The 23,327-nt window shown below is 71.5% G+C and carries 18 protein-coding genes, 1 tRNA gene and 1 other RNA gene; 8 read left to right on the top strand and 12 right to left on the bottom strand.

The annotated features are described in order from the left end of the window. From OO54_RS31080 to OO54_RS44105, 4 genes are all read right to left on the bottom strand, one after another. On the bottom strand, positions 1–1,721 hold a 1,721-nt coding region (locus OO54_RS31080; RefSeq protein WP_209440906.1), incomplete at its 3' end, for an FtsX-like permease family protein. A 317-nt stretch (positions 1,722–2,038) separates the two neighbouring features. Beyond that, a complete protein-coding gene (locus OO54_RS31075; RefSeq protein WP_033208983.1) occupies positions 2,039–2,713 on the bottom strand; it encodes an ABC transporter ATP-binding protein in 675 nt (224 codons plus the stop codon). Between the two features lie 57 nt (positions 2,714–2,770). Next, a complete protein-coding gene (locus OO54_RS31070; RefSeq protein ID WP_234439348.1) occupies positions 2,771–3,088 on the bottom strand; it encodes a hypothetical protein in 318 nt (105 codons plus the stop codon). Between the two features lie 211 nt (positions 3,089–3,299). Beyond that, the gene (locus OO54_RS44105) at positions 3,300–3,683 is read right to left on the bottom strand and encodes a DUF1269 domain-containing protein (RefSeq protein WP_078905423.1); all 384 of its coding nucleotides are present in this window, start codon (positions 3,681–3,683) and stop codon (positions 3,300–3,302) included. Between OO54_RS44105 and OO54_RS31060 the strand changes: the two genes are divergently transcribed. Then, positions 3,630–4,268, top strand: coding sequence for a hypothetical protein (locus OO54_RS31060; protein WP_106970127.1), 639 nt, complete (start codon positions 3,630–3,632; stop codon positions 4,266–4,268). The two genes, OO54_RS44105 and OO54_RS31060, sit on opposite strands and share 54 nt — an antisense overlap. Positions 4,269–4,487: 219 nt before the next feature. Next, a complete protein-coding gene (locus OO54_RS31055; RefSeq protein WP_234439350.1) occupies positions 4,488–5,750 on the top strand; it encodes a hypothetical protein in 1,263 nt (420 codons plus the stop codon). Positions 5,751–5,883: 133 nt separating this feature from the next. On the opposite strand, the gene OO54_RS31050 is transcribed toward OO54_RS31055, so the two are convergent. Further along, complete coding sequence (locus tag OO54_RS31050) at positions 5,884–6,600, bottom strand: TetR/AcrR family transcriptional regulator (protein WP_051787314.1); 717 nt, start codon at positions 6,598–6,600, stop codon at positions 5,884–5,886. A 97-nt stretch (positions 6,601–6,697) separates the two neighbouring features. Here OO54_RS31050 and OO54_RS47675 point away from each other — a divergent pair, with 97 nt between their 5' ends. Beyond that, a complete protein-coding gene (locus tag OO54_RS47675; RefSeq protein WP_234439351.1) occupies positions 6,698–7,693 on the top strand; it encodes a VOC family protein in 996 nt (331 codons plus the stop codon). A 189-nt stretch (positions 7,694–7,882) separates the two neighbouring features. Here OO54_RS47675 and OO54_RS31035 read toward each other — a convergent pair whose 3' ends face one another. From OO54_RS31035 to OO54_RS31005, 7 genes are all read right to left on the bottom strand, one after another. Further along, a complete protein-coding gene (locus OO54_RS31035) occupies positions 7,883–8,719 on the bottom strand; it encodes a hypothetical protein (protein WP_033208975.1) in 837 nt (278 codons plus the stop codon). 222 nt (positions 8,720–8,941) lie between these two features. Beyond that, positions 8,942–10,804, bottom strand: a complete 1,863-nt coding sequence (locus OO54_RS31030; RefSeq protein WP_033208973.1) for a serine/threonine-protein kinase — start codon at positions 10,802–10,804, stop codon at positions 8,942–8,944. A gap of 275 nt (positions 10,805–11,079) precedes the next feature. Further along, entirely contained in the window at positions 11,080–11,616 is a 537-nt protein-coding gene (locus OO54_RS31025; RefSeq protein WP_157856538.1) for an Rv1352/Rv1906c domain-containing protein, read from the bottom strand. A 302-nt stretch (positions 11,617–11,918) separates the two neighbouring features. Further along, positions 11,919–12,341 (bottom strand): PIN domain nuclease, encoded by a 423-nt coding sequence (locus OO54_RS31020; RefSeq protein WP_033208971.1) that lies wholly within the window; start codon positions 12,339–12,341, stop codon positions 11,919–11,921. Then, complete coding sequence (locus OO54_RS31015) at positions 12,338–12,553, bottom strand: type II toxin-antitoxin system VapB family antitoxin (protein ID WP_033208969.1); 216 nt, start codon at positions 12,551–12,553, stop codon at positions 12,338–12,340. Before OO54_RS31015 ends, OO54_RS31020 begins: the two co-directional genes overlap by 4 nt. 119 nt (positions 12,554–12,672) lie before the next feature. Further along, positions 12,673–15,117, bottom strand: coding sequence for a helicase-associated domain-containing protein (locus OO54_RS31010; RefSeq protein ID WP_033208967.1), 2,445 nt, complete (start codon positions 15,115–15,117; stop codon positions 12,673–12,675). Positions 15,118–15,390: 273 nt separating this feature from the next. Next, positions 15,391–15,478, bottom strand: a tRNA-Ser gene (locus tag OO54_RS31005). A gap of 293 nt (positions 15,479–15,771) precedes the next feature. Here OO54_RS31005 and ffs point away from each other — a divergent pair. From ffs to OO54_RS30985, 5 genes are all read left to right on the top strand, one after another. Beyond that, an RNA gene (gene ffs / locus OO54_RS43090) (signal recognition particle sRNA small type) lies at positions 15,772–15,870 on the top strand. 113 nt (positions 15,871–15,983) lie between these two features. After that, positions 15,984–18,149: a DNA polymerase III subunit gamma and tau gene (locus OO54_RS31000; protein ID WP_033208965.1), complete on the top strand. Its 2,166-nt coding sequence runs from the start codon at positions 15,984–15,986 to the stop codon at positions 18,147–18,149. Positions 18,150–18,210: 61 nt separating this feature from the next. Continuing rightward, positions 18,211–19,461, top strand: coding sequence for a phosphoribosylamine--glycine ligase (purD, locus tag OO54_RS30995; RefSeq protein WP_033208963.1), 1,251 nt, complete (start codon positions 18,211–18,213; stop codon positions 19,459–19,461). Positions 19,462–19,731: 270 nt separating this feature from the next. Continuing rightward, on the top strand, positions 19,732–21,594 hold the full coding sequence (locus OO54_RS30990; protein WP_033208961.1) for a membrane protein: 1,863 nt from the start codon (positions 19,732–19,734) through the stop codon (positions 21,592–21,594). Positions 21,595–21,788: 194 nt separating this feature from the next. Then, positions 21,789–23,249: a N,N-dimethylformamidase beta subunit family domain-containing protein gene (locus OO54_RS30985; RefSeq protein WP_033208959.1), complete on the top strand. Its 1,461-nt coding sequence runs from the start codon at positions 21,789–21,791 to the stop codon at positions 23,247–23,249. The last annotated feature ends 78 nt before the right edge of the window (positions 23,250–23,327 follow it).

The following is a 23,327-nucleotide window of genomic DNA, read 5'->3' as shown; positions in this document are numbered from 1 at the left end:
ACCAACACCTGCACCACCTGCACCACCCTCAACGTCCCCGCCCTCGCCCCCAACAACACCAACGCCGCCACCTCCCCCCGCCTCTCCATCCCCCTATCCACCACCGACACCACAAACGCCGCCACCCCGATAACCAGCCCCAACACCATCCCCACCACCAACAAACTCCGAATCACCCTCAACTGCGCCATCGAATCAATCACAATCCCCACCGGCTCAACCGCCGCCGTCGGCGCCACAGCCCCAATGCCATCAAGCACGGCACGAACGGTCTCGGGGTCGGAGGCGCTGAGGAGAGTGAGGGTGCCGTTCGCATCCGCGAGGTCGGAAGGAACCAGTGACGGGGGGACGAGCAGAGCGCCCGCCCTGAAAGCGGACACACCCCACGTCCGCAGGGCGACCCGCTCTGCAGGCACGGTGATCAGGACCTTCCGGCCGTCCTCCAACGCGAAGGGATAGCGCTCCCCCGCCTTCGGGTCGTACTCGATCGGAGTCCCTTCGTCCCGCAGCTGCATGATGCGGCCATCCACACAGCCACTGGCCTGCCGCGCGTACGCGGCGAGCTGCTCACACGTGCCGACCACCAGGTCGGCGCGGGCCACCTCGCTTCCGTCCAGCGGATCCCACGAGCTGTACGAGACAGTCGCCGCCTTCACACCGGAGACCCTGGACAGCGCCTCCCGTTGAGCCGGCGACACGTCCTTCAAGTGAATGGCGTACTCCTGAAGAGGCCCAGTTCGCCGGCTCACCTGGTCCAGCTCGATAAGTACCCCTTGCGTGAGCGACGCCCCGAACACCAGCAGCACGAGGCCAGTCACCACCCGCAGCGAAGAACCCGGATCTACCTCGGTCCGCCGCATCGCCAACGACAACGGCAGCGACCTCGCCGCCCCCGCCAGCCGCCGCGCGACCCACGCGGTCATGGGCGCCAACCCGAAGACCAGCCCAGCACCGGTCAACAACACGGCACCGGGCACCAACAACGAGCTGGCCGACCCCCCTGAAGGATCCCGCCCCACAGCGCTGGCCACGCAGTACCCGGAGATGACTCCAAGCCCAGGTACCAGCAACAGCATCCCGAACTTCTTCGGAGCCTTCCGCTCCCCAGTCCGCCGCACACTGATCGGCGACAGAGCCGCCCGCCGAGCACTGAACTGCCCCACGACCCACGCGAGAAGCGGGCAGCCGAGCAGGCAGATGGCGATGGTCGAACCCGAGGGCCAGCCATCTGCCGGGTACCAGTGCAAGCCCGGCAACCCGACTCGAGCCATGAGCTCGTTCATCCCGATATAGCCCGTGAGTCCGAGAACGGCTCCCACTAGGGCAGCCACAACGCTCTCCGCGGAATTGACCCGCACTGTGTCCTTCATGCTGAGCCCGACGAGTCGGAGAGCGGCGAGCCGCCTGGCGCGCGACTCGCCGGAGAGCCGGGCGCATACGGAGAGGAAGATGACGAGCGGCAGCAGCACGATGCACCCGAGGGTGTAACGCAGAATGCCGAGTGTCGATGGCTCGACGATCTGCCGCCACGATCGGCCAGTGCCGAAGCTGCCTAGTTCCTCTGCTTCGGTCAGCTCAGCCGGAGTGGTGCCGATGTAGGCGTATAGGTCCTCGGTGTCCCCCAGGCCTTCTGGCGCAATGGTGCCGGTTACGCGGCCGGGGACAAGACCGGCTGCCCTCGGATTGGCTGCCAGAATCTCAGCGAGCTTAGGCGAGATCACTGCTTCGCCTGCGTTAGGAAGCTCCGCGACGCCTGGGGGCACCGGAGCGGGCCCGGGGCTCCGTCGTGCGACGAATACCCTATGGAGCGGTTGCGACCCGTACGGATCACGAAACTCCTGGTATAGGAAGCTACTTGTGCCGGGACTCGGTTCGCGGGCGGCTGTGCGAGCGTCGTGAGCGTTAAGGATCGACGGGATCGTGAGGACGGCGGCCAGGCAGGCCACCCCAAGTGCCGAGCCAAGGGCCATCAGCAGGAAGCGGGCCTGCCCCCGACGCCCGCTACCTCGCAGCAGACGCATCCCGAGGACGAAGGGATTCATACAGCCACCCTCTGTGCCAGAACTCCGTCCGACATCGTGTACTGCGTGTCGGCTCTCGCAGCGACGTCGGCATCGTGCGTGACGATGACCACGGCCGTCTTCTGCCTCCGCGCCAACTGCAGGAACTCCTCCAGCACAGCAGAGGCATTGACGCTGTCGAGTGCTCCGGTCGGCTCATCTGCAAACACCACGTCCGGCCGGTGGACCAGAGCCCGTGCAACTGCAACACGCTGGCTCTGGCCACCAGACAGCTTCGACGTTCTTCGGCGCAGCAGATCACCCATCCCTAGCCGCCCGAGCACCTGGCTGGCCATCGCATGGGCATGCGTCTTGCTGATCCCGGCGAGCCGTAGAGGAAGCGCCGCGTTCTCCTCCACGGTCAGTTCAGGCAGGAGCTCTCCGTACTGGAAGACGAAGCCCAGACGTGTACGGCGCAGAGCACTCAGCTCACCGTCGGGGAGTGTCGAGAGTTGCATGCCATCGAAGGTCACCGTGCCGTTGGTCGGGGGCAGGATTCCGGCAAGGCAGTACAGCAGCGATGACTTCCCCGATCCGCTGCTCCCCATGATGGCGGCAACTTCGCCGCGCTTGAGCGTGAAATCTGCCTTCCTTACGGCCTGCTCGGTGCCGTAAAGGAGATCCACGCCCTCGGCGCGGAGGATGACGTCCATCTTGGTGCGCTCCTTGAGGGAGGGGAGTCGCGCAAAGGCGACTCCCGGAACCGATAGCTACTTCCGCGAGAAAAGCCGCTCCGGTGAGCAGTGGTCAGGCCGCAAGGAGCCGCGGTCGATGCAGGCATGCATTCGCACCTGCTTGGTCTTGAGGACAGCGCCGTCGAAGTAGACCTTGTCGACGTTGACGTGCTTGCGCTGGACTCCTGTGAGTTGACCCCACGCGTATTCCTCGACCTTGACGCGGAGGTAGACGTTGTGGCCGTCGTCGTTGCTCTCGTCTCGCAGCTTGCCCTTCACATGAAGACCGCTGGGGATCTTGGTCGTGGGCTGCCACTGGTAGGTGCCGACGAAGCCGACGCCGGGCGTCCTCATGACCAACTCACGCGCCGAGTCCGCCACCGCCACCCCCATCCCCCCGAAGAACAACCCCGCAGCCACCACCGCTGTAGCCAACTTCCGCATCGATAACCCCTGTTAAGTCGAGCGCCGACTGGTCATCACAGAAAGTATCGGCATGACTACATACGGATGCCCGCAGTAACGTCCCTCCCTCATATGACCCTCCGATCCGGTGAACGGGGGCTCATCGGGTGACGGCAGGGGGTGGGGGCGGAAACGCGAGGACCGCGGCGCGGGAGGGGAGAGGGCGGGGGCAGGCGGCGAAGGCTTCGCGGAGTTTGGCTTCTTGGGTGGTGTCGAGGTTGGACTGGATGAGTTCCGCGTGGCCGGTGGGGAAGGCGGTGCGTACGCGGTCGATGACGGCGTCGGTGGAGAGGAAGAGGGCGGAAGTGCCGCGGGTGACTTTGGATTTGACCGAGTCGATGAAGTCGTCGTCGATGCCGGCGTCGGCCATTCTGCCGCCGAGCGCGCCGGCCGGTCGGCTCCCCGTAGGAGTGATCGTCGGTGCGCCTGCGTGAAGGGGGCCGGTGGCGTCGCCAAGGTGGCGCGCATGGAATCTCTCCCTCATTCCCTCCCCTTTTCCCCGTTTTCCTCCGCTCCTCCCTCCTCGTTCCTGCGCCGTGCGCTGGTTCCGTTCGTGGCTGCCGTCGCTCTGCTGGGTACGGCGGGTTCGGCGGTGGCGGATGCGGCCGAGGCGTGCGGCTCGGTCATCACCGCTCCGCTTGCGCGGCCCGTATCGGCTGATGATCCGTGTCCCAGCACGGACCCGGTCGTGTGCCGGATCCGGGTCCTGCCGATGGACGAGAAGGTGGAGGCGCAGCGGACCCGGATGCGGTATCACGGGCTGCTTGAGGACATGCACCGCACCGAGGCCGCCATGCGGGAGGCGGGCTTCACCGATGAGGAGATCGCGCGGGAGCTGGTCGACATGCGGAACCAGGCCAAGGAGATCACCCGTGCGGGAATGAGCCCGGAGGAGGTCCGCGTCCTGGAGGAGCGGAACATCGCCAAGTACGGCAATCCGCTCGGCCCGACGGCGGACCAGCTCTACGCCAAGTACGGCTCCTGGCAGATGGTCATCGACGCGTCGATGCGGACGAGCTACGCCGTCGACCGCGAGCTGAGCCTCGAGTACCGGCCCTGCCCCGTGTAACCCCCGTACAACCATCCAGGGCGCCCGGTGGTCAGCCCTCACATGACACTTCCGTATATCTCTCGTCGTACGCGCCGTCTCGCGTTGGTGCCCGTGCTTGCCGTCTCCGGGGTGCTGAGCCTCGGGGCGGCGGGGTCGGCGTCGGCTGTCAGTGATCAGTTGTGGACGTATTCGGATCCGTACGAGTTGGTGTTGCCGGGGGCGTACGAGGACGGGACGGTGCCGGAGCGGACCGTGGCGTTGAAGGTCTCGCACGACAACCCGGAGAACGTGGTGGGGGCGGGCAGGATCACCGTGGACGCGAGTGGGTTGGGGGCGTTCGCGAAGGTCACGTGGCCTGCCAACTGTGCGACCGAGACGGTCGACACGGCGGTCTGTGAGGTCCCGGAGCTGGCGGGTGCCGAACCGGTGACGGCCGCGGTGCTCAAGGTCGGGGCGCTGCCGGGAGTGCCGGACGGGGCGGAGGGAGTGCTGCGGTACACGGCCGTCGCGGGTGACCTGACGTCCTACCCGGGGGAGACCCGCGTGGTTCTGGGGAACGGCGCCGACCTGGCGCTGAGCCAGGCGCCGCGGCAGGAGGGCGTCGCGCCGGGCAGCGCCATCACGGTGCCCGCCACCCTCGGCAACCGGGGGAACCGCACCGCGCCCGGCGCCCTGCTGCGTCTCTTCGCCTCGCGCGGTCTCGGCTTCGCCGAGCGGCCCGCCAACTGCGAGTACCGGGACACGGAGACCGGCACCGATGCGCTCTGCGTGCTCGACGAGCCCATCGCCCCCGGGCAGTCGTTCACGCTCGACAACCCGCTGAAGGTCGGGAAGAACGCCCTGTACGAGCGGTACGACTACTCGGTCGGGTCCTACTCCGCCGAGGCACTGGAAGCGGCCCGCGGCGGCCACGTGTACACGCCGGGCACGGGCGCCGAGCTGGAACTCGTACCCGCGCCCGCGCTCCGTACGGCCACGGCCACGGCCGAGTCCACCGGCACGGCCACGGCTCCCGTGCCCGACCTGGACCCGCAGGACAACTACCGTTCCGTGATCATCCACGCCGCCAACACCGCCGACCTCAAGCTGAGGGGCAGCCGGGTCGAGGGGGCGGTCGGAGCGACCGTGCGGGCCGACGTGACCGTGAAGAACCGCGGGCCGGCCTGGATCGCCTCGCTCGGTGCCGGGGAGCCGGCGGTCACCGTCGATGTCAGGATCCCCGCCGGTACGACGGTCACCGCCAAGCCCGACTCCTGCTCCGCACTCACCGAGACCGGCGACTGGGTGGAGGAGCAGCTGGGCGCGCCCCGCTACCGCTGCGCCTCGCCCATCTACCTGGACGAGCGCGCCACCCACACGTTCGGCTTCGACCTGCGGATCGACCGCCCCGGCAAGACCAAGGCGACGGTCTCGATCGACAACGACCAGTACGAGCCGCCGATCCGCTCGTTCGACCCCGACCTGACCAACAACACGGCCACGATCGTGGTCAACGGCTGATACGGCTGACACGGCCGTACGGCCCCAGTGCCGGGCTTCTGTCGGAGGGTCCCACCATGCGCGGTGGGGCCCTTCGGTGTCTCCGGGGCCTGGCGCCGCGGGGCCGGCGGGGTCGGCGGTGTCGTACGGCGGTTCACCAGGTCGCGGCGGAGGGGTTGTCGTCGAGGGCGGCGGCCAGGAGGGCGCGGAGGTGGTCGGCCTCGGGGAGGAGGGTGGCTTCGATCCGGTCGTCGTCCTGGCCGGCGAGGGTGAGTTCCTGGATACGGCGGAAGAGGAGGCGGTCGGCCGCGGCGATGAGGGCGGCGGCGGCGCGCGGTGCGATGGAGGGCGCGGAGGGGGAGTCGGCCACCGGGGCCGTGTGCGGTGCGGCGGCGTTCGGCTGGGTGTCGGGCGAGGTGTCCGACGAGGTGTCCGACGGCGTGGGGTCGGCCGCGGTCGCCAGTGCGGCGGCGAGCGCCTCTTCGCGTTGGTCGTGCAGTTCGCGCAGGCGGGCGGTGAGGGTGGGGCTGTCGGCGACCATGCGGGCGAAGGCGGGGCCGGTGAAGCCGACGACCGGGTCGTGGGCGAGGAGGGCGGCGCGGAAGGTCCGTCCCAGGGCGGTGAGGGGGGCTTCGCCGGGGGCGCGTTCGGCGACGGCGTGGGCCAGGCCCTGGGTGAAGGCCTCGTGGTGGTCGAGGGCGAGGTCCTCTTTGCGGGGGAAGTAGTTGGTGACCGTCTTCTTGGCGACGCGGGCGGCGGCGGCGATCTCCGCGATGGTGGTCCGCTCGAAGCCCTGCTCGATGAAGAGCCTGGTGGCGCAGTCGGAGATCAGCTGCCGGGTCTCCTGCTTCTTGGACTCGCGGAGCCCCATCTCGGTAGTCATGGAGAAATCTTACCCTCGTTGTAAAAATAGTCTTGACGGTCTGGGTGGGCGGGTCTAAGTTTACGTCCGTAGCAAAAATCGTCCGATGGAACGAGCGGGGTCACCTCCTCGCCGTTCCACTCCCCTCTCGTCAGGAGTCACCCTGAACGTCACCACCTCCACGCTGTCCCTGACCGTCGCCGACGTGGACGCCTCGCGCGACTTCTTCCGTACGCACCTCGGGTACGAGGTCGCCATGGCCGCCGAGGGCTTCGTATCCCTGAGCCGCGGCGACGCCGCCGCCGACATCGTGCTGCTCCGCAGCGGCAGCGAAGTGCTCCCGCCCGAACAGCGCGACCAGCAGGCAGCGGGGCTGATCCTCGCCCTCACCGTCTCCGGCATCGAAGCCGAGGAGCGGCGCCTCGCCGCCGCCGGCGCCCCCATCACCATGCCGCTGCGCGAAGAGCCCTGGGGCGAACGCCTCTTCCAGTTGACCGACCCCAACGGCGTCGTCGTCCAGCTCGTGGAATGGGCGACGCCGGATCCGGCGGTGGCTGAGGACGCGCCGGATGCGGCGACGGGCGCGGCGACGGGCGTGTCGGATGCGGTGGACACGGCGGCTGTGGACGACGCGGAGGCTGCGGTCGACACGGCGGATGAGGTCGACACGGTGGCTGCGGTGGACACGGCGGCTGTGGTGGACCTGCCGGGCGGGCCCGGCGTCCCGGCCCTGTCCGTGATCACCCCCACCGACGAGAACGTCACCGCGTCCCCGAACGCCCGTATGACCGGTCTTGCGGCTCCCAGTCGCGGCAGCGCGGAACTCAGCACGTGGACGGTCGAGATGGCGGCCGGTCAGACCGGGCCCGAGCACGTCATCAGCCGCGAGCAGGTGTGGACGGTGACCGCCGGCGCCCTTGAGGTCAGCTGCGGGGCCGTCACGGAGAAGGTCGAGGCCGGTCGGACGTTCGTCCTCGCGCCCGGCGTGGTCCGCCGTATCCACGCGCCGGAGGCGGCCGAGGCCCATGTCGCCATGCGCGCGGACGGAGTCGCCTCCGTTCCCGGCACGGACGGCACCCGCGCCCTGCCCTGGGCGCGGTAGCGGCGACGGAGCCCACCGGGGACCGGGCAGGGCGGGGCCGGGCCGGATCGGATCGGATCGGATCGGCCCGCGTCGGCCCGGCCCGGCAGGTCCCGGTTCCGTCTGCCCCGCCTGCCCCGCCTGCCCCGGCAGGCCCGGGTCCCACCCGCCCTGACAGGCCCCAGTCCCGCCCGCCCTACCCGGCCCTCCTCAGGCCGGGTACCGGATCGAGCCCAGCGGTGGGCAGGGTGCGAGTGTGGTGCCGAGGCCCGGGCGTTCGACGAAGGCCCGGGCCTCGGCGGCTTGTCGGCGCCGGGTGTCCAGGTCGTCGGCGTGCCAGGCGTCGAGCCGGGCGCGGGGATAGTCCCAGGAGTCGTCGATGAGGCTGAGGCTGGTGTTGCCGGAGCTGCGCTGGAACTCCGCTTTCATGGCGGCCTGTTGGAGCGCGGTCTGGACGGCGGCGAGTTCGATGCGGGTGACCCAGACCCCGAGGGTGTTCGGTTCGCGGGTGGGCAGGGGGGCCTGGGGGAGCAGGGAGATTCCGGTGTCGAGGCGGCCGATGTTGTCGACGGTCGCGTCCTGGGACTCCCTCGACATGGTCTGCATTTCCTGATGCAGCCAGAAGAACTCGTCGAGGTCCGCCTGGGTGACCCGCATGCGCTGGTACAGGGCCTGGAAGCGGGGGTCGTGGTGCAGCGGGCGTACGGGGGCGACGTGGAGCGCCACGCAGTCGTTGTAGCCGGCGGTCACGGCGGCGTCGAGGTGGAAGATCGCCTGGTCGGCCTGCCCGCGGAGGACGGCCATGCCGCTGAGGGTCGAATGGGCCGCCGCGACGAGCCAGGTGCCCTCGGGGCCGAGCGCCGTGGCACGTGCGGCCACGTCGTGGAGACCCGCGGCGACGTCGACGCGCTGCGGGGCACCGAAGTGGTCACGCGCGAACGAGGAGATGACGTCCAGCTCCGCCACCATCTCGGCGGCGGCGTTCGTCAGGTGCGCCACCAGCAGTTCGTGGACGCGGGTGGCCAGTGAGTTGACGGTGTCGACCATGGATCTCCTCGGGCCTCGGCGGTGCAGAGCGAACGGCGTGTCGAGCTGAACTGTGGCGACTCCGGTGGAGATGACGGGCGGACGGGGTGAACGGTTCCTGCTCGCCCCCGAGCCGTAACCCGGTCCTGAGGGCAGGGGGCGCTTCGGCTTCACCCACCCTCAAGACCGGCCAACGCCGTCTCTCCACAGCTTGGTCGAGTCAGGACGGGACACCCGCATGCCTCACGTCTTCTTCCGCAGGATCGTGTACCGCTCCTGCTTCAGAAGGTCCATGTAGTGGAGTGTGCCGTCCGGCTGCATCGTGATCAGGCGGTAGATCGACTCGTCGTCGACGCACGCGTCGCCGGGCGCGGCGCGGGTCACCCGGGACGCGTAGGAGGCCCGGCTCTCGTCGGCGTCGGTGAGCGTCCACGCGGCTTCGCACCAGGTGCCGGCCCCCGGCGTCTCGGTGCGGACCTTGCTCTTCTCCTCGCTCTGCGCCGACTGGACGATGGTGAGGGTGACGGTGGTGCGGTCCCCGTACGCGTCCTTGCCCTCGCCGACCCACGTCCCGAGGAACTTCGTCGGGATGATGTTCGGTCCCGGCACCGTGTCGGTGTCGTCGGGCGCGGGGCTGTCACTGCTCCCATCGGAACCGCCGTCGGTCGGCCCCGGAGTCTTCGATCCGGGACCCGTCGATTCGGGACCCGTCGATTCGAGACCCGTCGGGTCGGGGCTCTTCGGATCGGGGGCGGCGGTCGTCGTCCTCCCCCCGGTAGGAGTCTTCCCTCCGGAGTCCGACGCGGCCGCCTCCCGGTAGCTCTCCCGTATCTGCTGGACCAGCAGGTACCCGCCGCCCAGCGCCAGTACGCCGACCAGCACGGCCACCGGCACCCCGTACGCCCTCCGTCCGCGCGGTCGCCGCGCGTAGGGCCGGTGGTTCGGCATCGCCGGCGTCGAGACCGGCGTCGGCGCGTACGGCCCGACCGCCCCCACGGGCCCCACGGTCGGCGGACCGAATCCGGGCGGGGCGAGCGGCGGGGTCCCACCTGCACCGGGGACACCACCTGCACCGGGGACGCCATCCGCACTGGGAACGCCGTCCGCCGCCGCGGTCAACCCCGCCGACCCCGCCGACCCCGCCGCCTCGGCAACCGGCCCCTCCCCGGCGCCTTCGTCGCCGTCTCTCTCGTCCTCGTCCTCACCCTCCAGGTCCAACAGCTCTACGGCGCTGCGCCCGACCGCCGCCGCCAGCGCGGGCGGCAGCCAGTCACCGCCGCCCAGGCGGGTGGCGGCCGTGCTGTCGGTGTCCAGCAGTTCCCGCAGCCGTCCGAGGGCGGGGCGGGCGGACGGGTCCTTGGACAGGCAGTCACGGACGAGGGAGTGGAGGGGGCCGGTCAGTTCGGAGAGGTCGGGCTCCTCGTGCAGGACCCGGTAGAGGAGGACGGGCGCGCTCACGCCGGAGCCGAACGGCGGTGTGCCGGTCGTCGCGTACGCGAGTACGGCGCCGAGGGAGAAGACGTCGCTGGCGGGTCCGGCGGGCAGTCCGTTCGCCTGCTCGGGCGACATGAAGCCCGGCGAGCCGAACACCTGACCGGACTGGGTGAGCACGGTGGTGGCGTCCAGGGCGCGGGTGATGCCGAAGTCGATCAGGCGCGGCCCGTCGAAGGTCAGCAGCACGTTGGACGGTTTGACGTCGCGGTGCACCAGCCCGAGGCCGTGCACATGGGTGAGCGCCTCGGCGAGGCCGACGCCGAGGGTGCGTACGGCCGGCTCGGGCAGCGGTCCGAACTCGTGTACCGCGGCGGTGAGGGAGGGCCCGGCGACGTAGCCGGTGGCCACCCAAGGGCGCTCGCCCTCGGTGTCCGCGTCCAGGACCGGTGCGGTCCAGGTGCCGCCGACCCGCCGCGCGGCCGCCACCTCCTGCCGGAACCGGGCCCGGAACTCGGAGTCCTCGGCGAGGTCGCGGCGCACCACCTTCACGGCCACGGTCCGCCCGCCCGCGGTCCGGCCGAGGTACACCCGGCCCATCCCTCCGGCCCCGAGCTGCCGCAGCAACCGGTACTCGCCCACCTGCCGCGGATCGTCCGCTGCCAGCGGCTGCATCCCCCCCACGCTCCCCTCGCGCCCGGCGCGGTGGTCCCCACCCCACACGCCCGCGACAGACGCTATCGGTCCGCACCCGCCCACGGGACGAGATCACGATCACCGAACCACCGTCAGACGATCACCGATCACCGATCACCGATCACCGACCACCGACCACCGACCACCGACCACCGAACCATCGTCGAACGACCACCGACCACCGACCACCGACCACTGACCACTGACCACCGACCACCGACCACCGCCAGGGCGGGCGATCGAGCGGGCCGGCCTCAACCGATGCGCCGCCAGGGTTTGCAGTCGGAGGTCTGGAACGCCTTGTCGCCGCTGTCGATCTTGATGATGGCCTGTCCTGCGGCGTTTCCGTTGGCGATGATGTCGCCCAGCTCGCCGGTGGTGTCGCTCAGCCGTGCCCAGTAGCAGAGGGTGTTGTCCTTGCCGTCGCTTCGGTACGTCCCCGGTTGAATGTCCTTGCCCACGAGGAAGACGCCGTCGCCGGGGATCTCCGTCGCGGGTGTGCGGTTCTGCTGCGGCGCGCTGGTGGCAGGCTGCGAAGCCGGGGCGGCCGGGGGCGTCTGGGCGGCTTGGGGAGTGGCCGTCACGGTCTGGGTGGCGGTAGGGGCGTCCGCGGCGTTGCCCCCCGATCCCACTACGCCGATGAGCACACCGACCAGGAGCCCGACGAGCGCCGCCGCGGCATGGCTGAAGACCTTCCTGCGCGGCGACGGAGCCGCCGAGGAAGCCGAGGAAGGAAACGACGGGCCCCGCTGCGGTCCTGGCGGCGGGCCGGTGGGCTTGCTTCCGCTCATGCCATCAGATTGCGCTCGTCACCCTGGTTCCGCATGGCGATGCCTCCCGCCCGAACGACCCTCGCCGCAGGGCGCGGCGGCCGCTGACGGAGACGTGGACCGAGACGAGGAAACGCCAGAGGGCCGGCGGAGGATACGAGATTCGAACTCGTGAGGTTGCCCCCAACACGCTTTCCACATGTTCATACGGGGTCCGGCGGGGGTCGGGGACGTCATGACCTGCGGCGGGGTGTTCGGGGTGGCCCAGTCCGGACGGGGCCGGGCAGGGGGGGCGAATGAGACCAGAACCGAGACCGTGACGGTCACTTGCCGGCGTCAGGCCCGTACCACTGGAGGGCTTGGCCGGTGATAGAGGCGATGCGTTCGAAATCGCGGTCGCGGTGCAGGAGAGTGAGGCCCTGGAGCTCGGCGGTGGCGGCCACGACCAGGTCGACTGCCCCTGCGCTGCGGTGCTGACCTCGTTCGGTCAGGGCTTCCTGGACCTGCCGGGCCCGGCTGTATGCCCGATCGTCCACAGGGACCCACCCGAGGAGGAGACGCAGGTCTTCGATTCCCTGCGCGCGGTCTGCGGCGGAGCGGGCGCTGTAGAAGAACTCGAGTTCGGTGATCGGGCAGGTCGCGATGAGACCTGCCGCTGCGGCCTGGTCCCATCCGTACTGTTCGGCATCACCGCGCAGGAACCGGGCGAGGGCGCTGGTGTCGATGAGGAACTGGGCCGAGTTCACCGACGGTAATTCCTCTTGTCCTCGAAGAGCTCAAGGGCGAAGGCCCCCTCGCCTGCCGCCGCGCGCAGGCGAGTGAGCGCGAGTGCTCTGCGCCGGTTCTCCAGTACCTCACGCGAGGCGGTGTTGACGGTCTCCTTCTTGGTGCCTGTTCCGAGGGCCTTTGCCACCTCGGCCAGCAGTTCGTCGTCGAGATCGATCACTGTGCGGCTCATCGGTGCACCTCGCCGTATATCAAAATGTGCGCCAAGTACATCAATGTTGATGCATGGAGGCTGCCGGACGTAGGGCGCCCAGCGGCGACGCTCCCGCTGATCATCACGCGCCCGGGGCCTCAGTCATGCGCTGGCGGCATGACGCCGTGGATGCGGGAGAGGGTGAAGACACGCTCGGCGTCCCGAAGGTGGCACCAGGCTTCGAGGTAGGGCGGGTCGAGGTCGAGGCCGCTGAGGGTACGGACGGTGCGGCTGCCCGTGGTGGCGACGTACTCGACGGTGATGGCCGTGCCCGTGTCGATGGCGTGGGCGAGCTGGCGGACGTCGGTGTACGTCAGCTGCTTTGCGTATCCGGCGACGATCTCCTCGGTGTCCGTGCCGAAGGGGACTCCGTTGCCGAATGGGTCGGGTTCCGGAGCGGTCGGCGGGGTGGCCAGCAGCCGGACCGCCAGAGCGTAGGGGGCGACTGCGGCGGGCGCCGGCGCCGTTCGGTGTGCTGGGCGTCCGGTCCCGGCCTTCGTGGTGGCCTTCGTGGTGGCCTTCCGAGGGGCCGGAACGGCGGCGGCCCGTCGAGGCGGCACCTTCTCGATGCGTACGGTCCCGTCCGCGGCCTCGGTGACGGGCGCATAGCCCTGGTCCCGGAGCGCGGCGAGGGTCTTGTCGGGCGAGCTGCCGCTGACGAGCACCGTCGGGGCGAGCTGCCGCAGCCCGAGTGCGGCGAGTGCCCGGTGGGCGGCGAGCTCGGCCAGGAGCGTGGGTTCGTCGCTGTGGATGACGCAGGCGGCGGGGGCGATGCGCATACGGCCGTGACGGCGGGCGGCGTCGGCGACGAGATAGGACAGGGGCTGCGGCAGGGGCCCGTCGGCGACCGCGGTCAGCTCGGCCGAGATCTCGTCCGGAGCACGACCGGTGTCCAGGGCGCGGCGGATGCTGTCGCCGCTGAACCGCCATACCGAGGCCGTGCCGCTGGTCTCCCGGTCGGCGGTCGAATCCAGGAGCTCGGCCAGGCGTGCGGAGGGCGTACCGGTGACGATGGCGGTGAGGTCGCTGCCGAACCGGGCCGTTCTCGTGGCCTCCGGAAGCAGCCGTCGACATGCGGCGGCCAGTTCCTCCCGGTCGCCGGTCACCAGGGCCGCACCGAGCCGGGAGAGAGCGCCTCGGGCGATGACGCCCGTCAGTTCGGCCTCGCGGACCGTCGCGGCGAAGGGCGTCTCGTCGTGGAACGACGGATGAGCGAGCGGACGGTGCCAGGCGGCGAGCGGACCCAGATCGGTGCCGACCCGTACACCCTGGCCCTCGGGAAGCGTTGCCGCCGCTGCGAGCACCCCGCGCCGAGCCTGCAGGCAGGCGCTGCAGCGAGGAACCCCGGCCACGGCAGCAAGCGACTTGTCGTCCTCGTCGCGGGACTGCGAGGGAGTGAACTGCAGGTTCCACCATGCGTGAAGCAGGTCGGCGAACTGCGCTGCCGGTTCCTGCACGGCCCAGGCGTCGTATACCGCGGTGGGTGCGATGCGGTCGCCGTCGGCGCCCAGCAACCCGACCGAGTGGGCGATCTCCAGGGTGATGCGTACTACTGCGTCGTCGGCCTGCGCGGCCTTGCCGATCCGCCTCAGTTCACGCGCGCCGATCCCGCCGGATTTCAGCCGGGCCGGTGGAGCCGCAGAGCAGGCCGACAGGACCGATGTGGCGTGGGTCGCGAAGGCCGTGGCGGCTGCGGTCGCCTCCCGGTCCACCTCCACCGCGGGGACGGGCACCAGCTCCGCCACGGGCGGTACGGGATCGAACGGCGCACGCCAGTCTGGCCCGCGCAGCGCGAGTGTCACTTCGGCGGGCATGCGGGCCGGCCCGTATCCGTGGCGGTCGCGGATCAGGAACCCCCTGTCCAGGGCCCATCGCTCACCCGGTGGGACATCGGCCGTGGAGGCTCCGAACACGACGAATTCCGTGTGCTGTGGTGGGGACTCCGCCTGTCGCTCCAGCAGCTGCCGGGCGGCCGAAGGGGCCTTCGTGATCACCGCGGCGACGCGCTGCGGATCGCCATGGTGTTCCAGGACGGCGGCCGTGCGCTGCTGCCTGGTGCCGGGCGGCTTGATGCCCAGTGCCACGAGCATGCCGCGCAGCTCCTCGGAGGTCACACCTTCCAGCAGCTCCTCCAGCGGTGCGTCCAGCCCGAGAGGCGCGTCCCACGCCTGCCACAAGGGGGCGGCCATGTGGAGGTTCCCGTCGCCGTCCGGCCAGACCAGTGCGTGATCGGCCAGAGCCTCCAGAACGGCGTCCAGTTCCCGAGCGGCAGTGGGTGCCGTCGCTCCCAGCGCCCTCGCCAGGGCGCCGCGCGACAGGGGAGTTCCCAAGGCGGCCAGGGCCTCGGCCACTTGGAGGCAGGGCCGCGGTAGCTGTGGCAGGACGAGTGCCACCGAGCCTGGCCGCAGAAGACGTTCCGCCGACTCCTCCACGGAACGTGGCTCCGGTGGCGCCACGGCGTCCTTCCGTATCCCGAGCACGCGCGATAGCCGTGGGGCGTCGAGGCCGGCCAGCCAGGCCGTCAGCGTGGATCGGGACGTCATGGGGAACACCTCGCGAGACCGGGAAACACGGCTGGGGACCGGAGCGGCCCCGAGCGGAGCCAAGAATCGCGCATTCGATGGGTTCACCGTCGCCACTCGGTGGGGAGTTCACCCGCAGAGGGCGGGTTGTCGATGGGGCTGGAGTGCGGGCGATCCTGGCGCCGTACGAGATGTCGTGAATGCCCGAGACAAGCGAGACTGGAACTGGGACCACGGAACGACGAAGGTCCCGACCGCGCTGCGGTCGGGACCTTCGTTTCGGCTGTTCAGCCGTGGCGGAGGATACGAGATTCGAACTCGTGAGGGGTTGCCCCCAACACGCTTTCCAAGCGTGCGCCCTAGGCCTCTAGGCGAATCCTCCGCCGCAAACAATACAAGACGTTGAGGGGTGCTCGCGAACGTGATCGCGACGAGAGGCCCCGGGACCGAATCCGGGTGGGGATCGGTGGTGGGGGTGCGGGTGGGATCCGGGGCGGGATCGGCGGTGGTGCGCGGGTGGGAATCCGGTTGGGGTCCGGGTTGGGATCGGCAATGGGGTGCGCGTGGGATCCGGCTGGGATCCGGCTGGGGTCCGCCTGGGATCCGGCTGGGGTCCGCCTGGGATCCGGGTTGGGATGGGGGGCACGGAGGGGTCCGGGGATCGGGTACGCTGGGCGGAGCCCCTCACGCGGTGCTATCTGACTGAACTCCCCCAGGGCCGGAAGGCAGCAAGGGTAGGTCGGCTCTGGCAGGTGCGTGGGGGGCGCTTGCGTTCTCGGGGGTGCGGGCGTCCGGAGGGTGGGCCCGGCCGGCGCCTGGGCGGGGGCGGCAGGTGGCCGGTGGCGGTTTTTCCCGGGTTGTCGGTGGGCGCCTATAACCTCGTACATGTGTCGTCTCTCGCGCTGTACCGCCGCTATCGCCCGGAGTCCTTCGCCGAGGTCATCGGGCAGGAGCATGTCACTGACCCGCTGCAGCAGGCGCTGCGGAACAACCGGGTCAATCACGCGTACCTGTTCAGTGGGCCGCGTGGCTGTGGAAAGACGACGAGTGCGCGGATCCTGGCACGGTGTCTGAACTGCGAGCAGGGGCCGACGCCGACGCCGTGCGGGGAGTGTCAGTCGTGCCGTGACCTGGCGAGGAACGGGCCGGGGTCGATCGACGTGATCGAGATCGACGCGGCGTCGCACGGTGGTGTGGACGACGCGCGTGACCTGCGGGAGAAGGCGTTCTTCGGGCCGGCGTCGAGCCGGTACAAGATCTACATCATCGACGAGGCCCACATGGTCACGTCGGCGGGGTTCAACGCGCTCCTGAAGGTGGTGGAGGAGCCGCCGGAGCACCTCAAGTTCATCTTCGCCACGACGGAGCCCGAGAAGGTCATCGGGACGATCCGGTCGCGGACGCACCACTACCCGTTCCGGCTGGTGCCGCCGGGCACGCTGCGGGACTACCTGGGCGAGGTGTGCGGGCAGGAGGGCATTCCGGTCGCGGACGGCGTGTTGCCGCTCGTCGTGCGGGCCGGCGCCGGGTCCGTGCGTGACTCGATGTCGGTGATGGACCAGCTGCTGGCGGGTGCCACCGACGACGGTGTGACGTACGCCATGGCGACCTCGCTGCTCGGATACACGGACGGCTCGCTGCTCGACTCGGTGGTCGACTCGTTCGCCTCCGGAGACGGGGCCGCGGCCTTCGAGGTGGTCGACCGGGTCATCGAGGGGGGCAACGACCCGCGCAGGTTCGTCGCCGACCTCCTGGAGCGGTTGCGGGACCTGGTGATCCTGGCGGCCGTGCCGGACGCCGCGGAGAAGGGGCTCATCGACGCCCCCGTCGACGTGATCGAGCGGATGCAGGCCCAGGCGTCGGTCTTCGGCGCGGCGGAGCTCAGCCGGGCGGCGGACCTCGTCAACACGGGGCTGACGGAGATGCGGGGCGCCACGTCGCCCCGGCTCCAGCTGGAGCTGATCTGCGCGCGCGTGCTGCTGCCCGCCGCCTTCGACGACGAGCGTTCGCTCCAGGCGAGGCTCGACCGGCTGGAGCGCGGGGCCGCCGCGGCGCCCGCGCCCGTCTTCACGCCCGGACCGCCGGCGCCCGCCATGGGGTACGTGCCCGGCCCCGACGCCCACACGCCGATGGCGCCGCCCCCGCTGGCCCCGCCGGCCCCCGTGCAAGCGGCTCCCGTGCAAGCGGCACCGGCGGCGGCCGTGCAGGCCGCGCCCGCCCCGGACTTCCAGCAGGCCCCGCCGCCCGCTCCCGTGCAGGCGCAGCCCGCCGCGCCGCGTCCCGGGGCCTGGCCGGGGGCCGCCGCGCCCGGCAGCGGTGCGCCCGGCGCCTGGCCCGGTGCCTCGGCCCCGGCCGTGCCGGCGGCGCAGGCGGCGGCTCCGGCCGCGCCCGCGCCCGTACAGGCGCAGCCGGCTCCGGCGGCCGGGGGAGGCGGCGGGGACACGGCGCAGGTGCGGAACCTGTGGCCGCAGATCCTGGACGCGGTGAAGAACCGGCGCCGGTTCACCTGGATCCTGCTCAGTCAGAACGCGCAGGTCGCCGGCTTCGACGGCACCACGCTCCAGCTCGGCTTCCTCAACGCCGGGGCGCGCGACAACTTCGCGAGCAGCGGCAGCGAGGAGGTCCTGAAGCAGGCCCTCGCCGAGCAGTTCAACGTGAACTGGAAGGTCGAGGCGATCATCGACCCCTCGGGCGGAGCCACGCCGCCGCCCGCCGCGACCGGCTTCGGCGGCTCCGGCGGTACCGGGGGCTTCGGCGGCGGCCGGCCCGCCGCGCCCGCCCAGAACTTCCAGCCGCCCGCGCCGGCCTTCCAGCAGACGCCGTCGCCCGCTCCCGTACAGGCGCAGTCGGCCCCGTCGGCGTTCCCGCAGGCGGCGGCTCCGGCGCAGGCCCCCGCGCCCGCGTACAGCCCGCCGGCGCCGCAGCCGGTGGCGCCCGAGGACGACGTGCCGGAGGAGGACGACCCGGACCTCGTCGACTCCGCGCTGTCGGGGCACGACCTGATCGTGCGCGAGCTCGGAGCCACCGTTGTGGAGGAATACACGAACGAGTAGGGGCGTCTCGCTCGGTGGCCCGCACAAGGGGCATCCCGGCCAGCGGGCTACTCTGGCTGGCGTGAAGGTCCTCGTCATCGGCGGCGGCGCCCGCGAACACGCCCTGTGCCGCTCTCTCTCCCTCGATCCCGACGTCACCGCTCTGCACTGCGCGCCCGGCAACGCCGGAATCGCGGAGGTCGCCGAGCTGCACCCCGTCGACCAGCTGGACGGCGACGCCGTCGCGCGCCTCGCCACCGAGCTCGGCGCCGAACTCGTCGTCGTCGGCCCGGAGGCCCCGCTCGTCGCGGGTGTCGCCGACGCCGTCCGCGCGGTCGGCATCCCCGTCTTCGGCCCGTCCCAGGAGGCGGCGCTCCTCGAAGGCTCCAAGGCCTTCGCCAAGGACGTCATGGCCGGCGCGGGCGTGCCCACCGCCCGCAGCTACGTCTGCACCACGCCCGAGGAGATCGACGAGGCGCTCGACGCGTTCGGCGCTCCGTACGTGGTCAAGGACGACGGTCTCGCCGCCGGCAAGGGCGTCGTCGTGACCGGGGACGTCGAGCAGGCGCGGGCGCACGCGCTCGCCTGTGACCGGGTCGTCATCGAGGAGTACCTCGACGGCCCCGAGGTCTCCCTCTTCGCGATCACCGACGGCACCACCGTCCTCCCGCTCCAGCCCGCGCAGGACTTCAAGCGCGCGCTCGACGGGGACGAGGGCCCGAACACCGGCGGCATGGGCGCCTACTCGCCGCTGCCCTGGGCCGACCCGAAGCTGGTCGAGGAGGTCCTGGGAACCGTCCTCCAGCCGACGGTCGACGAGCTGCGCCGCCGTGGCACGCCGTTCTCCGGCCTGCTGTACGCGGGTCTGGCGATCACCAGCCGCGGCGTGCGGGTCATCGAGTTCAACGCGCGCTTCGGCGACCCCGAGACGCAGGTGGTCCTGGCGCGTCTGAAGACCCCGCTCGCCGGTGTCCTGCTGAACTCCGCCAACGGCACCCTGGCCGACCAGGCCCCGCTGAACTGGTCCGACGACGCCGCGGTCACCGTGGTCGTCGCCTCCCACAACTACCCGGACACCCCGCGCACGGGCGACCCGATCGAGGGTCTCGACGAGGTCGCGGCGCAGGACGCCCCGCACGCGTACGTGCTCCACGCGGGGACGAAGCTGGACGACGGAAAGGTCGTCAGCGCGGGGGGCCGCGTCCTCTCGGTCACCGCGACCGGAACGGATCTGGCGCAGGCCCGCGAGCGGGCGTACGCGGCGGTCGGCCGTATCCGCCTTGACGGCTCGCAGCACCGCACGGACATCGCGCGGAAGGCCGCAGAGGCCTGATTCGGCCGGATCCCGTGCGATTCCTCTTGTGGCCGTGTGGTGCAGAACCTGTGAACCACACGGCCACTTGAGCGCCATCACCTTTACCCAAAGCCATTCCATCGAGTGACGGCTCGGCCATACGGATGACGCTCGCCAACGCCCCAACTAGGGTGCGGCGAAGGCGTTCCGGCACTTGGCCCACCGGCATTGCGATGTCGGTGGCGGGTGCCACAGTGGGGGAGTGAGCAACACCGCCACAGGCAGTCCCGACGAGGGCAGGAGGGGGTGATGGCCGGCGTGTCCGGTACCGGTTCCGTTGTCGGCGAGGAGTGGGGTGCGCGCGCCGCGCACTCCCGGGCCCTCGCCGTCCTCCGTGTCCGCGGCAGGGCACTGGGCCTCGCGGTGATCCCCGCCGCGGTGGCCGTCGTGCTGTACGCGGGCGGGGTCACCGGCCACTTCACCGGCCCGGCCTGGGACACGGCCCGCTGGGTCGTGACCGTCCTCGCGGTCCTCGTCCTCCTCGCCGCCACGGCCGTCGCCCTCGTCGTCGCCCGGGCCCGCCCGGCCGCGACGCCGACGGTGGAACTCGCCGAGACCGCCGCCCCCGATCTGTACCGGCTCGTCCGGGACCTGGCCGACCGGCTCGACGTCCCGGCCCCGGCCGGGATAGCCCTGACGCCGGACTGCGACAGCTGGCTGGAGGACCGCACCCACCGGGCCCACCGCGCGCTGCGCACGGCGCACGGCGGCGACGGCGCCCCCGTGCTCGTCATAGGTTCGCCGTTCCTGTGGTGGATGCGCGTCGCCGAACTGCGCGCCGTCCTCGCCCCCGTCGTCGCCGGTACGGGCCCCGCCGCGCAGCCCGACATAGCCGCCGCGCGCCGCTTCGTGCGGGGCCTGGACGCCGCCGTCGCCGTACCCGACGATCCCGGCCTCGACCCGATCCGCAGGCTCGGCGCCCACGGCGTCGGCCGGATGGCCCGCGTCCTGCTGCGTGCCTGCCGCGGGCACGCCGCCGAGATGGAGCGCGGGGTCGCCGCCGCCGGTTCGGAGCGCGCCCAGGCCGTCGACTACGGCGTGCGGATCGTCGCCCAGGAGCAGGTCGGCCTGGCGTACGCGGGCTGGGACCGCCTCCTGACCCGGGTCGCGCTGCCCGCCTGGCGCATGGGCCGCTGGCCCGCCAAGCTCGACGCGGGCGTGGTCTCCGCCCTCACCGAGCTCTCCCGCCGCGACCGGCTCGCGGAGGGCTTCTCCTCGCGGCTGGGCGAGCGCCCGGCCTGCGACCTCCTGGAGGAGCCCGGCGCGGTCGACGAGGCCACCTCGCTGCTCGCCGCCCGCCTCTTCCACGGCGGCCCGGCCGAAGCCGGCCCGGACTGGTCGCCGGTGGAGTGGAGCCAGTACCCGGAGGAGGTCGTCGACCGGAAGTGGCGCACCGACGCCGCCCGCCTGCACCAGGTCCTCGACGGCCTCGGCGTCCCCGACTCCGCGGCCGGCCCCGCCTCGGACGCCGTCGGCCCGACCCTCACCCGCGTGATCGCCCACCTGACGACGGAGCGCCCGCCCGGCCCCGCCGACCCGGAGCCCGACGCCGCCGACGTCACCGGCCCTGCCCACCCGGAGCTCGACGGCACCGGTGCCGTCGACCCGGACCCGGACACCGCCGACGTCACGGGGGCCGATCAGCTGGGGGCCCTCGACGACGACGAGCCCGTGAACCCCGCCGCCGAGGCGCTCGCCGGGGCGCTGAGCGCGCTCCTCGTGCGGGAGGAGGCCGCGCGGGAGGCGCGGGTCGCGGCGGCGGCCGAGAGCGCGCGTTCCGCGGAGAAGAGCCGGAAGGCCGCGCCCGCGGCCGTGGCGGTCAGCGGCCCCGACGGCCCCCTGCCGCTGTTCCCGCTCCAGCCGCCCCGTACGGGCCGGGACCTGCTCGCCGACCACGTCACCGCGATGGTCTGCTGTGCGGCGGTGGACACCGCGGAGGCCGTGCCGGGCCTCGACTGGCTCGACGGGCCGACGCTGCTGGTCGGCGGCGAGCGGGCGGCGGACCTCGGCCTCCGGGTCCTCGCCCTGGTCGAGGACGGCGATCCGGAACCGCTGAGCGTGTGGCTGGCCCGCACCGGGGTGCGCCCGGAGAAGCCCGTGCGCCTGGTCTGAGGCCCCTCGTGGAGGGCTCCGTCCCGGAGCTCCGGCTTCCACTCTCGTCAATTCACGACGAACGGTGACGGAGTGCGTGCGTTATGTGATGTGCTGGAGACCGTCACTGACAAGGGCAAGAACCAGCGGCACCGACCAGCCGACAAGCCGACAAGCAGGCCAGCCGACCGGGGGAGTCGAGGGAGGGACGCAGCATGGGGGCTGAGCAGATCAGACGGTGGGAGTCCGGCGCGCTCGCGCACGCCGTGAGCGATCCCTTCGGCCAGGGTCCGCTGCCCTGGCTGCGCGGCTCGGACAACTACTTCGACGACACCGGCCAGATGGTGCCCTGGTACGCGGACGAGATCCTGGCCCGGGGCGGCAGGGGCGGCCCCCGGACGGCCGACGACGTCCGTCGCCAGATCAAGGGCTTCGCGTCGGACGGGGCCGTGGCGCCGGGCGAGTCGATCGACTTCCACGTCACGGTGGACCCGCCGCAGCAGTTCTCGGTCGACATCTATCGGATCGGGCACTACGGCGGCGACGGCGCCGCGAAGATCACCACCAGCCCGCGCCTCTCCGGGATCGTGCAGCCGCCGCCGCTGATCGCCGACCGCACGGTGTCCTGTCACCACTGGTGGCAGTCCTGGCGGTTGCAGGTCCCCACGTACTGGTCGATCGGCGCGTACGTGGCGGTCCTGACCACCGCCGACGGCTACCGCTCGCACATCCCCTTCACGGTCCGCGACAACCACCCGGCCGATCTGCTGCTCGTCCTCCCGGACGTGACCTGGCAGGCGTACAACCTGTATCCGGAGGACGGTCACACCGGTGCCAGCCTCTACCACGCCTGGGACGAGGACGGCCGGCTGCTCGGCGAGGAGGAGGCGGCCGTCACGGTCTCCTTCGACCGGCCGTACGCGGGCGCGGGCCTGCCGCTGCACGTGGGGCACGCGTACGACTTCATCCGTTGGGCCGAGCGGTACGGCTACGACCTGGCGTACGCCGAGACCCGCGACCTGCACGCGGGCCGCGTAGACCCGAGCCGCTACCGGGGCCTGGTCTTCCCGGGCCACGACGAGTACTGGTCGGCGCCGATGCGCAGGACCGCCGAACTCGCCCGCGACCAGGGCACGTCGCTGGTCTTCCTCTCCGCCAACACCATGTACTGGCAGGTGGAGCTGGGTCCTTCGCCGTCCGGGGTGCCGGACCGCCTCCTGACCTGCCGGAAGCGGCGTGGGCCCGGCCGGCCCGCGCTCTGGCGCGAGGTCGACCGGCCCGAGCAGCAGATCCTCGGCATCCAGTACGCGGGACGGGTGCCCGAACCGCACCCGCTGGTCGTGCGGAACGCCGAGCACTGGCTGTGGGAGGCCACCGGCGCCGGTGACGGCGACGAGCTGCCGGGAATGGTCGCGGGCGAGGCCGACCGCTACTTCCCGCGCACCGCGCTCCCCGAGCACCAGGGCCGCATCCTGCTCGCGCACTCGCCGTACCGGGACGGCGAGGGGGCGCTGCGCCACCAGGAGACGAGTCTCTACCGGGCTCCCTCGGGCGCCTGGGTGTTCGCCTCCGGGACGTTCGCCTGGTCGCCGGCGCTGGACCGGCCGGGCCATGTCGACACCCGGGTCCAGCGCGCCACCGCCAACCTCCTCGACCGGATCTGTAAGAGGGACTGAGCAGGGGGTCGCGGGGCCCGACGGTCGCGTCCGTCCGCGTGTGCGAGAGAATCGGACTCGCTCCTGGATCAACCTACG

Source organism: Streptomyces wedmorensis (assembly GCF_000716445.1).
Lineage (GTDB): Bacteria > Actinomycetota > Actinomycetes > Streptomycetales > Streptomycetaceae > Streptomyces > Streptomyces wedmorensis.
Note: the sequence above shows the minus strand (reverse complement) of the source record. Positions and strands in the feature narration are given on the sequence as shown.

What these genes read in the sequence shown, in the direction of transcription:
- OO54_RS31075 (WP_033208983.1), bottom strand. Translation starts at nt 2,713, where the DNA reads ATGGACGTCATCCTCCGCGCCGAGGGCGTGGATCTCCTTTACGGCACC.
- OO54_RS31070 (WP_234439348.1), bottom strand. Translation starts at nt 3,088, where the DNA reads ATGAGGACGCCCGGCGTCGGCTTCGTCGGCACCTACCAGTGGCAGCCC.
- OO54_RS44105 (WP_078905423.1), bottom strand. Translation starts at nt 3,683, where the DNA reads ATGAGGGAGAGATTCCATGCGCGCCACCTTGGCGACGCCACCGGCCCC.
- OO54_RS31050 (WP_051787314.1), bottom strand. Translation starts at nt 6,600, where the DNA reads ATGGGGCTCCGCGAGTCCAAGAAGCAGGAGACCCGGCAGCTGATCTCC.
- OO54_RS47675 (WP_234439351.1), top strand. Translation starts at nt 6,698, where the DNA reads ATGGAACGAGCGGGGTCACCTCCTCGCCGTTCCACTCCCCTCTCGTCA.
- OO54_RS31035 (WP_033208975.1), bottom strand. Translation starts at nt 8,719, where the DNA reads ATGGTCGACACCGTCAACTCACTGGCCACCCGCGTCCACGAACTGCTG.
- OO54_RS31030 (WP_033208973.1), bottom strand. Translation starts at nt 10,804, where the DNA reads ATGCAGCCGCTGGCAGCGGACGATCCGCGGCAGGTGGGCGAGTACCGG.
- OO54_RS31025 (WP_157856538.1), bottom strand. Translation starts at nt 11,616, where the DNA reads ATGAGCGGAAGCAAGCCCACCGGCCCGCCGCCAGGACCGCAGCGGGGC.
- OO54_RS31015 (WP_033208969.1), bottom strand. Translation starts at nt 12,553, where the DNA reads ATGAGCCGCACAGTGATCGATCTCGACGACGAACTGCTGGCCGAGGTG.
- OO54_RS31010 (WP_033208967.1), bottom strand. Translation starts at nt 15,117, where the DNA reads ATGACGTCCCGATCCACGCTGACGGCCTGGCTGGCCGGCCTCGACGCC.
- OO54_RS30990 (WP_033208961.1), top strand. Translation starts at nt 19,732, where the DNA reads ATGGCCGGCGTGTCCGGTACCGGTTCCGTTGTCGGCGAGGAGTGGGGT.
- OO54_RS30985 (WP_033208959.1), top strand. Translation starts at nt 21,789, where the DNA reads ATGGGGGCTGAGCAGATCAGACGGTGGGAGTCCGGCGCGCTCGCGCAC.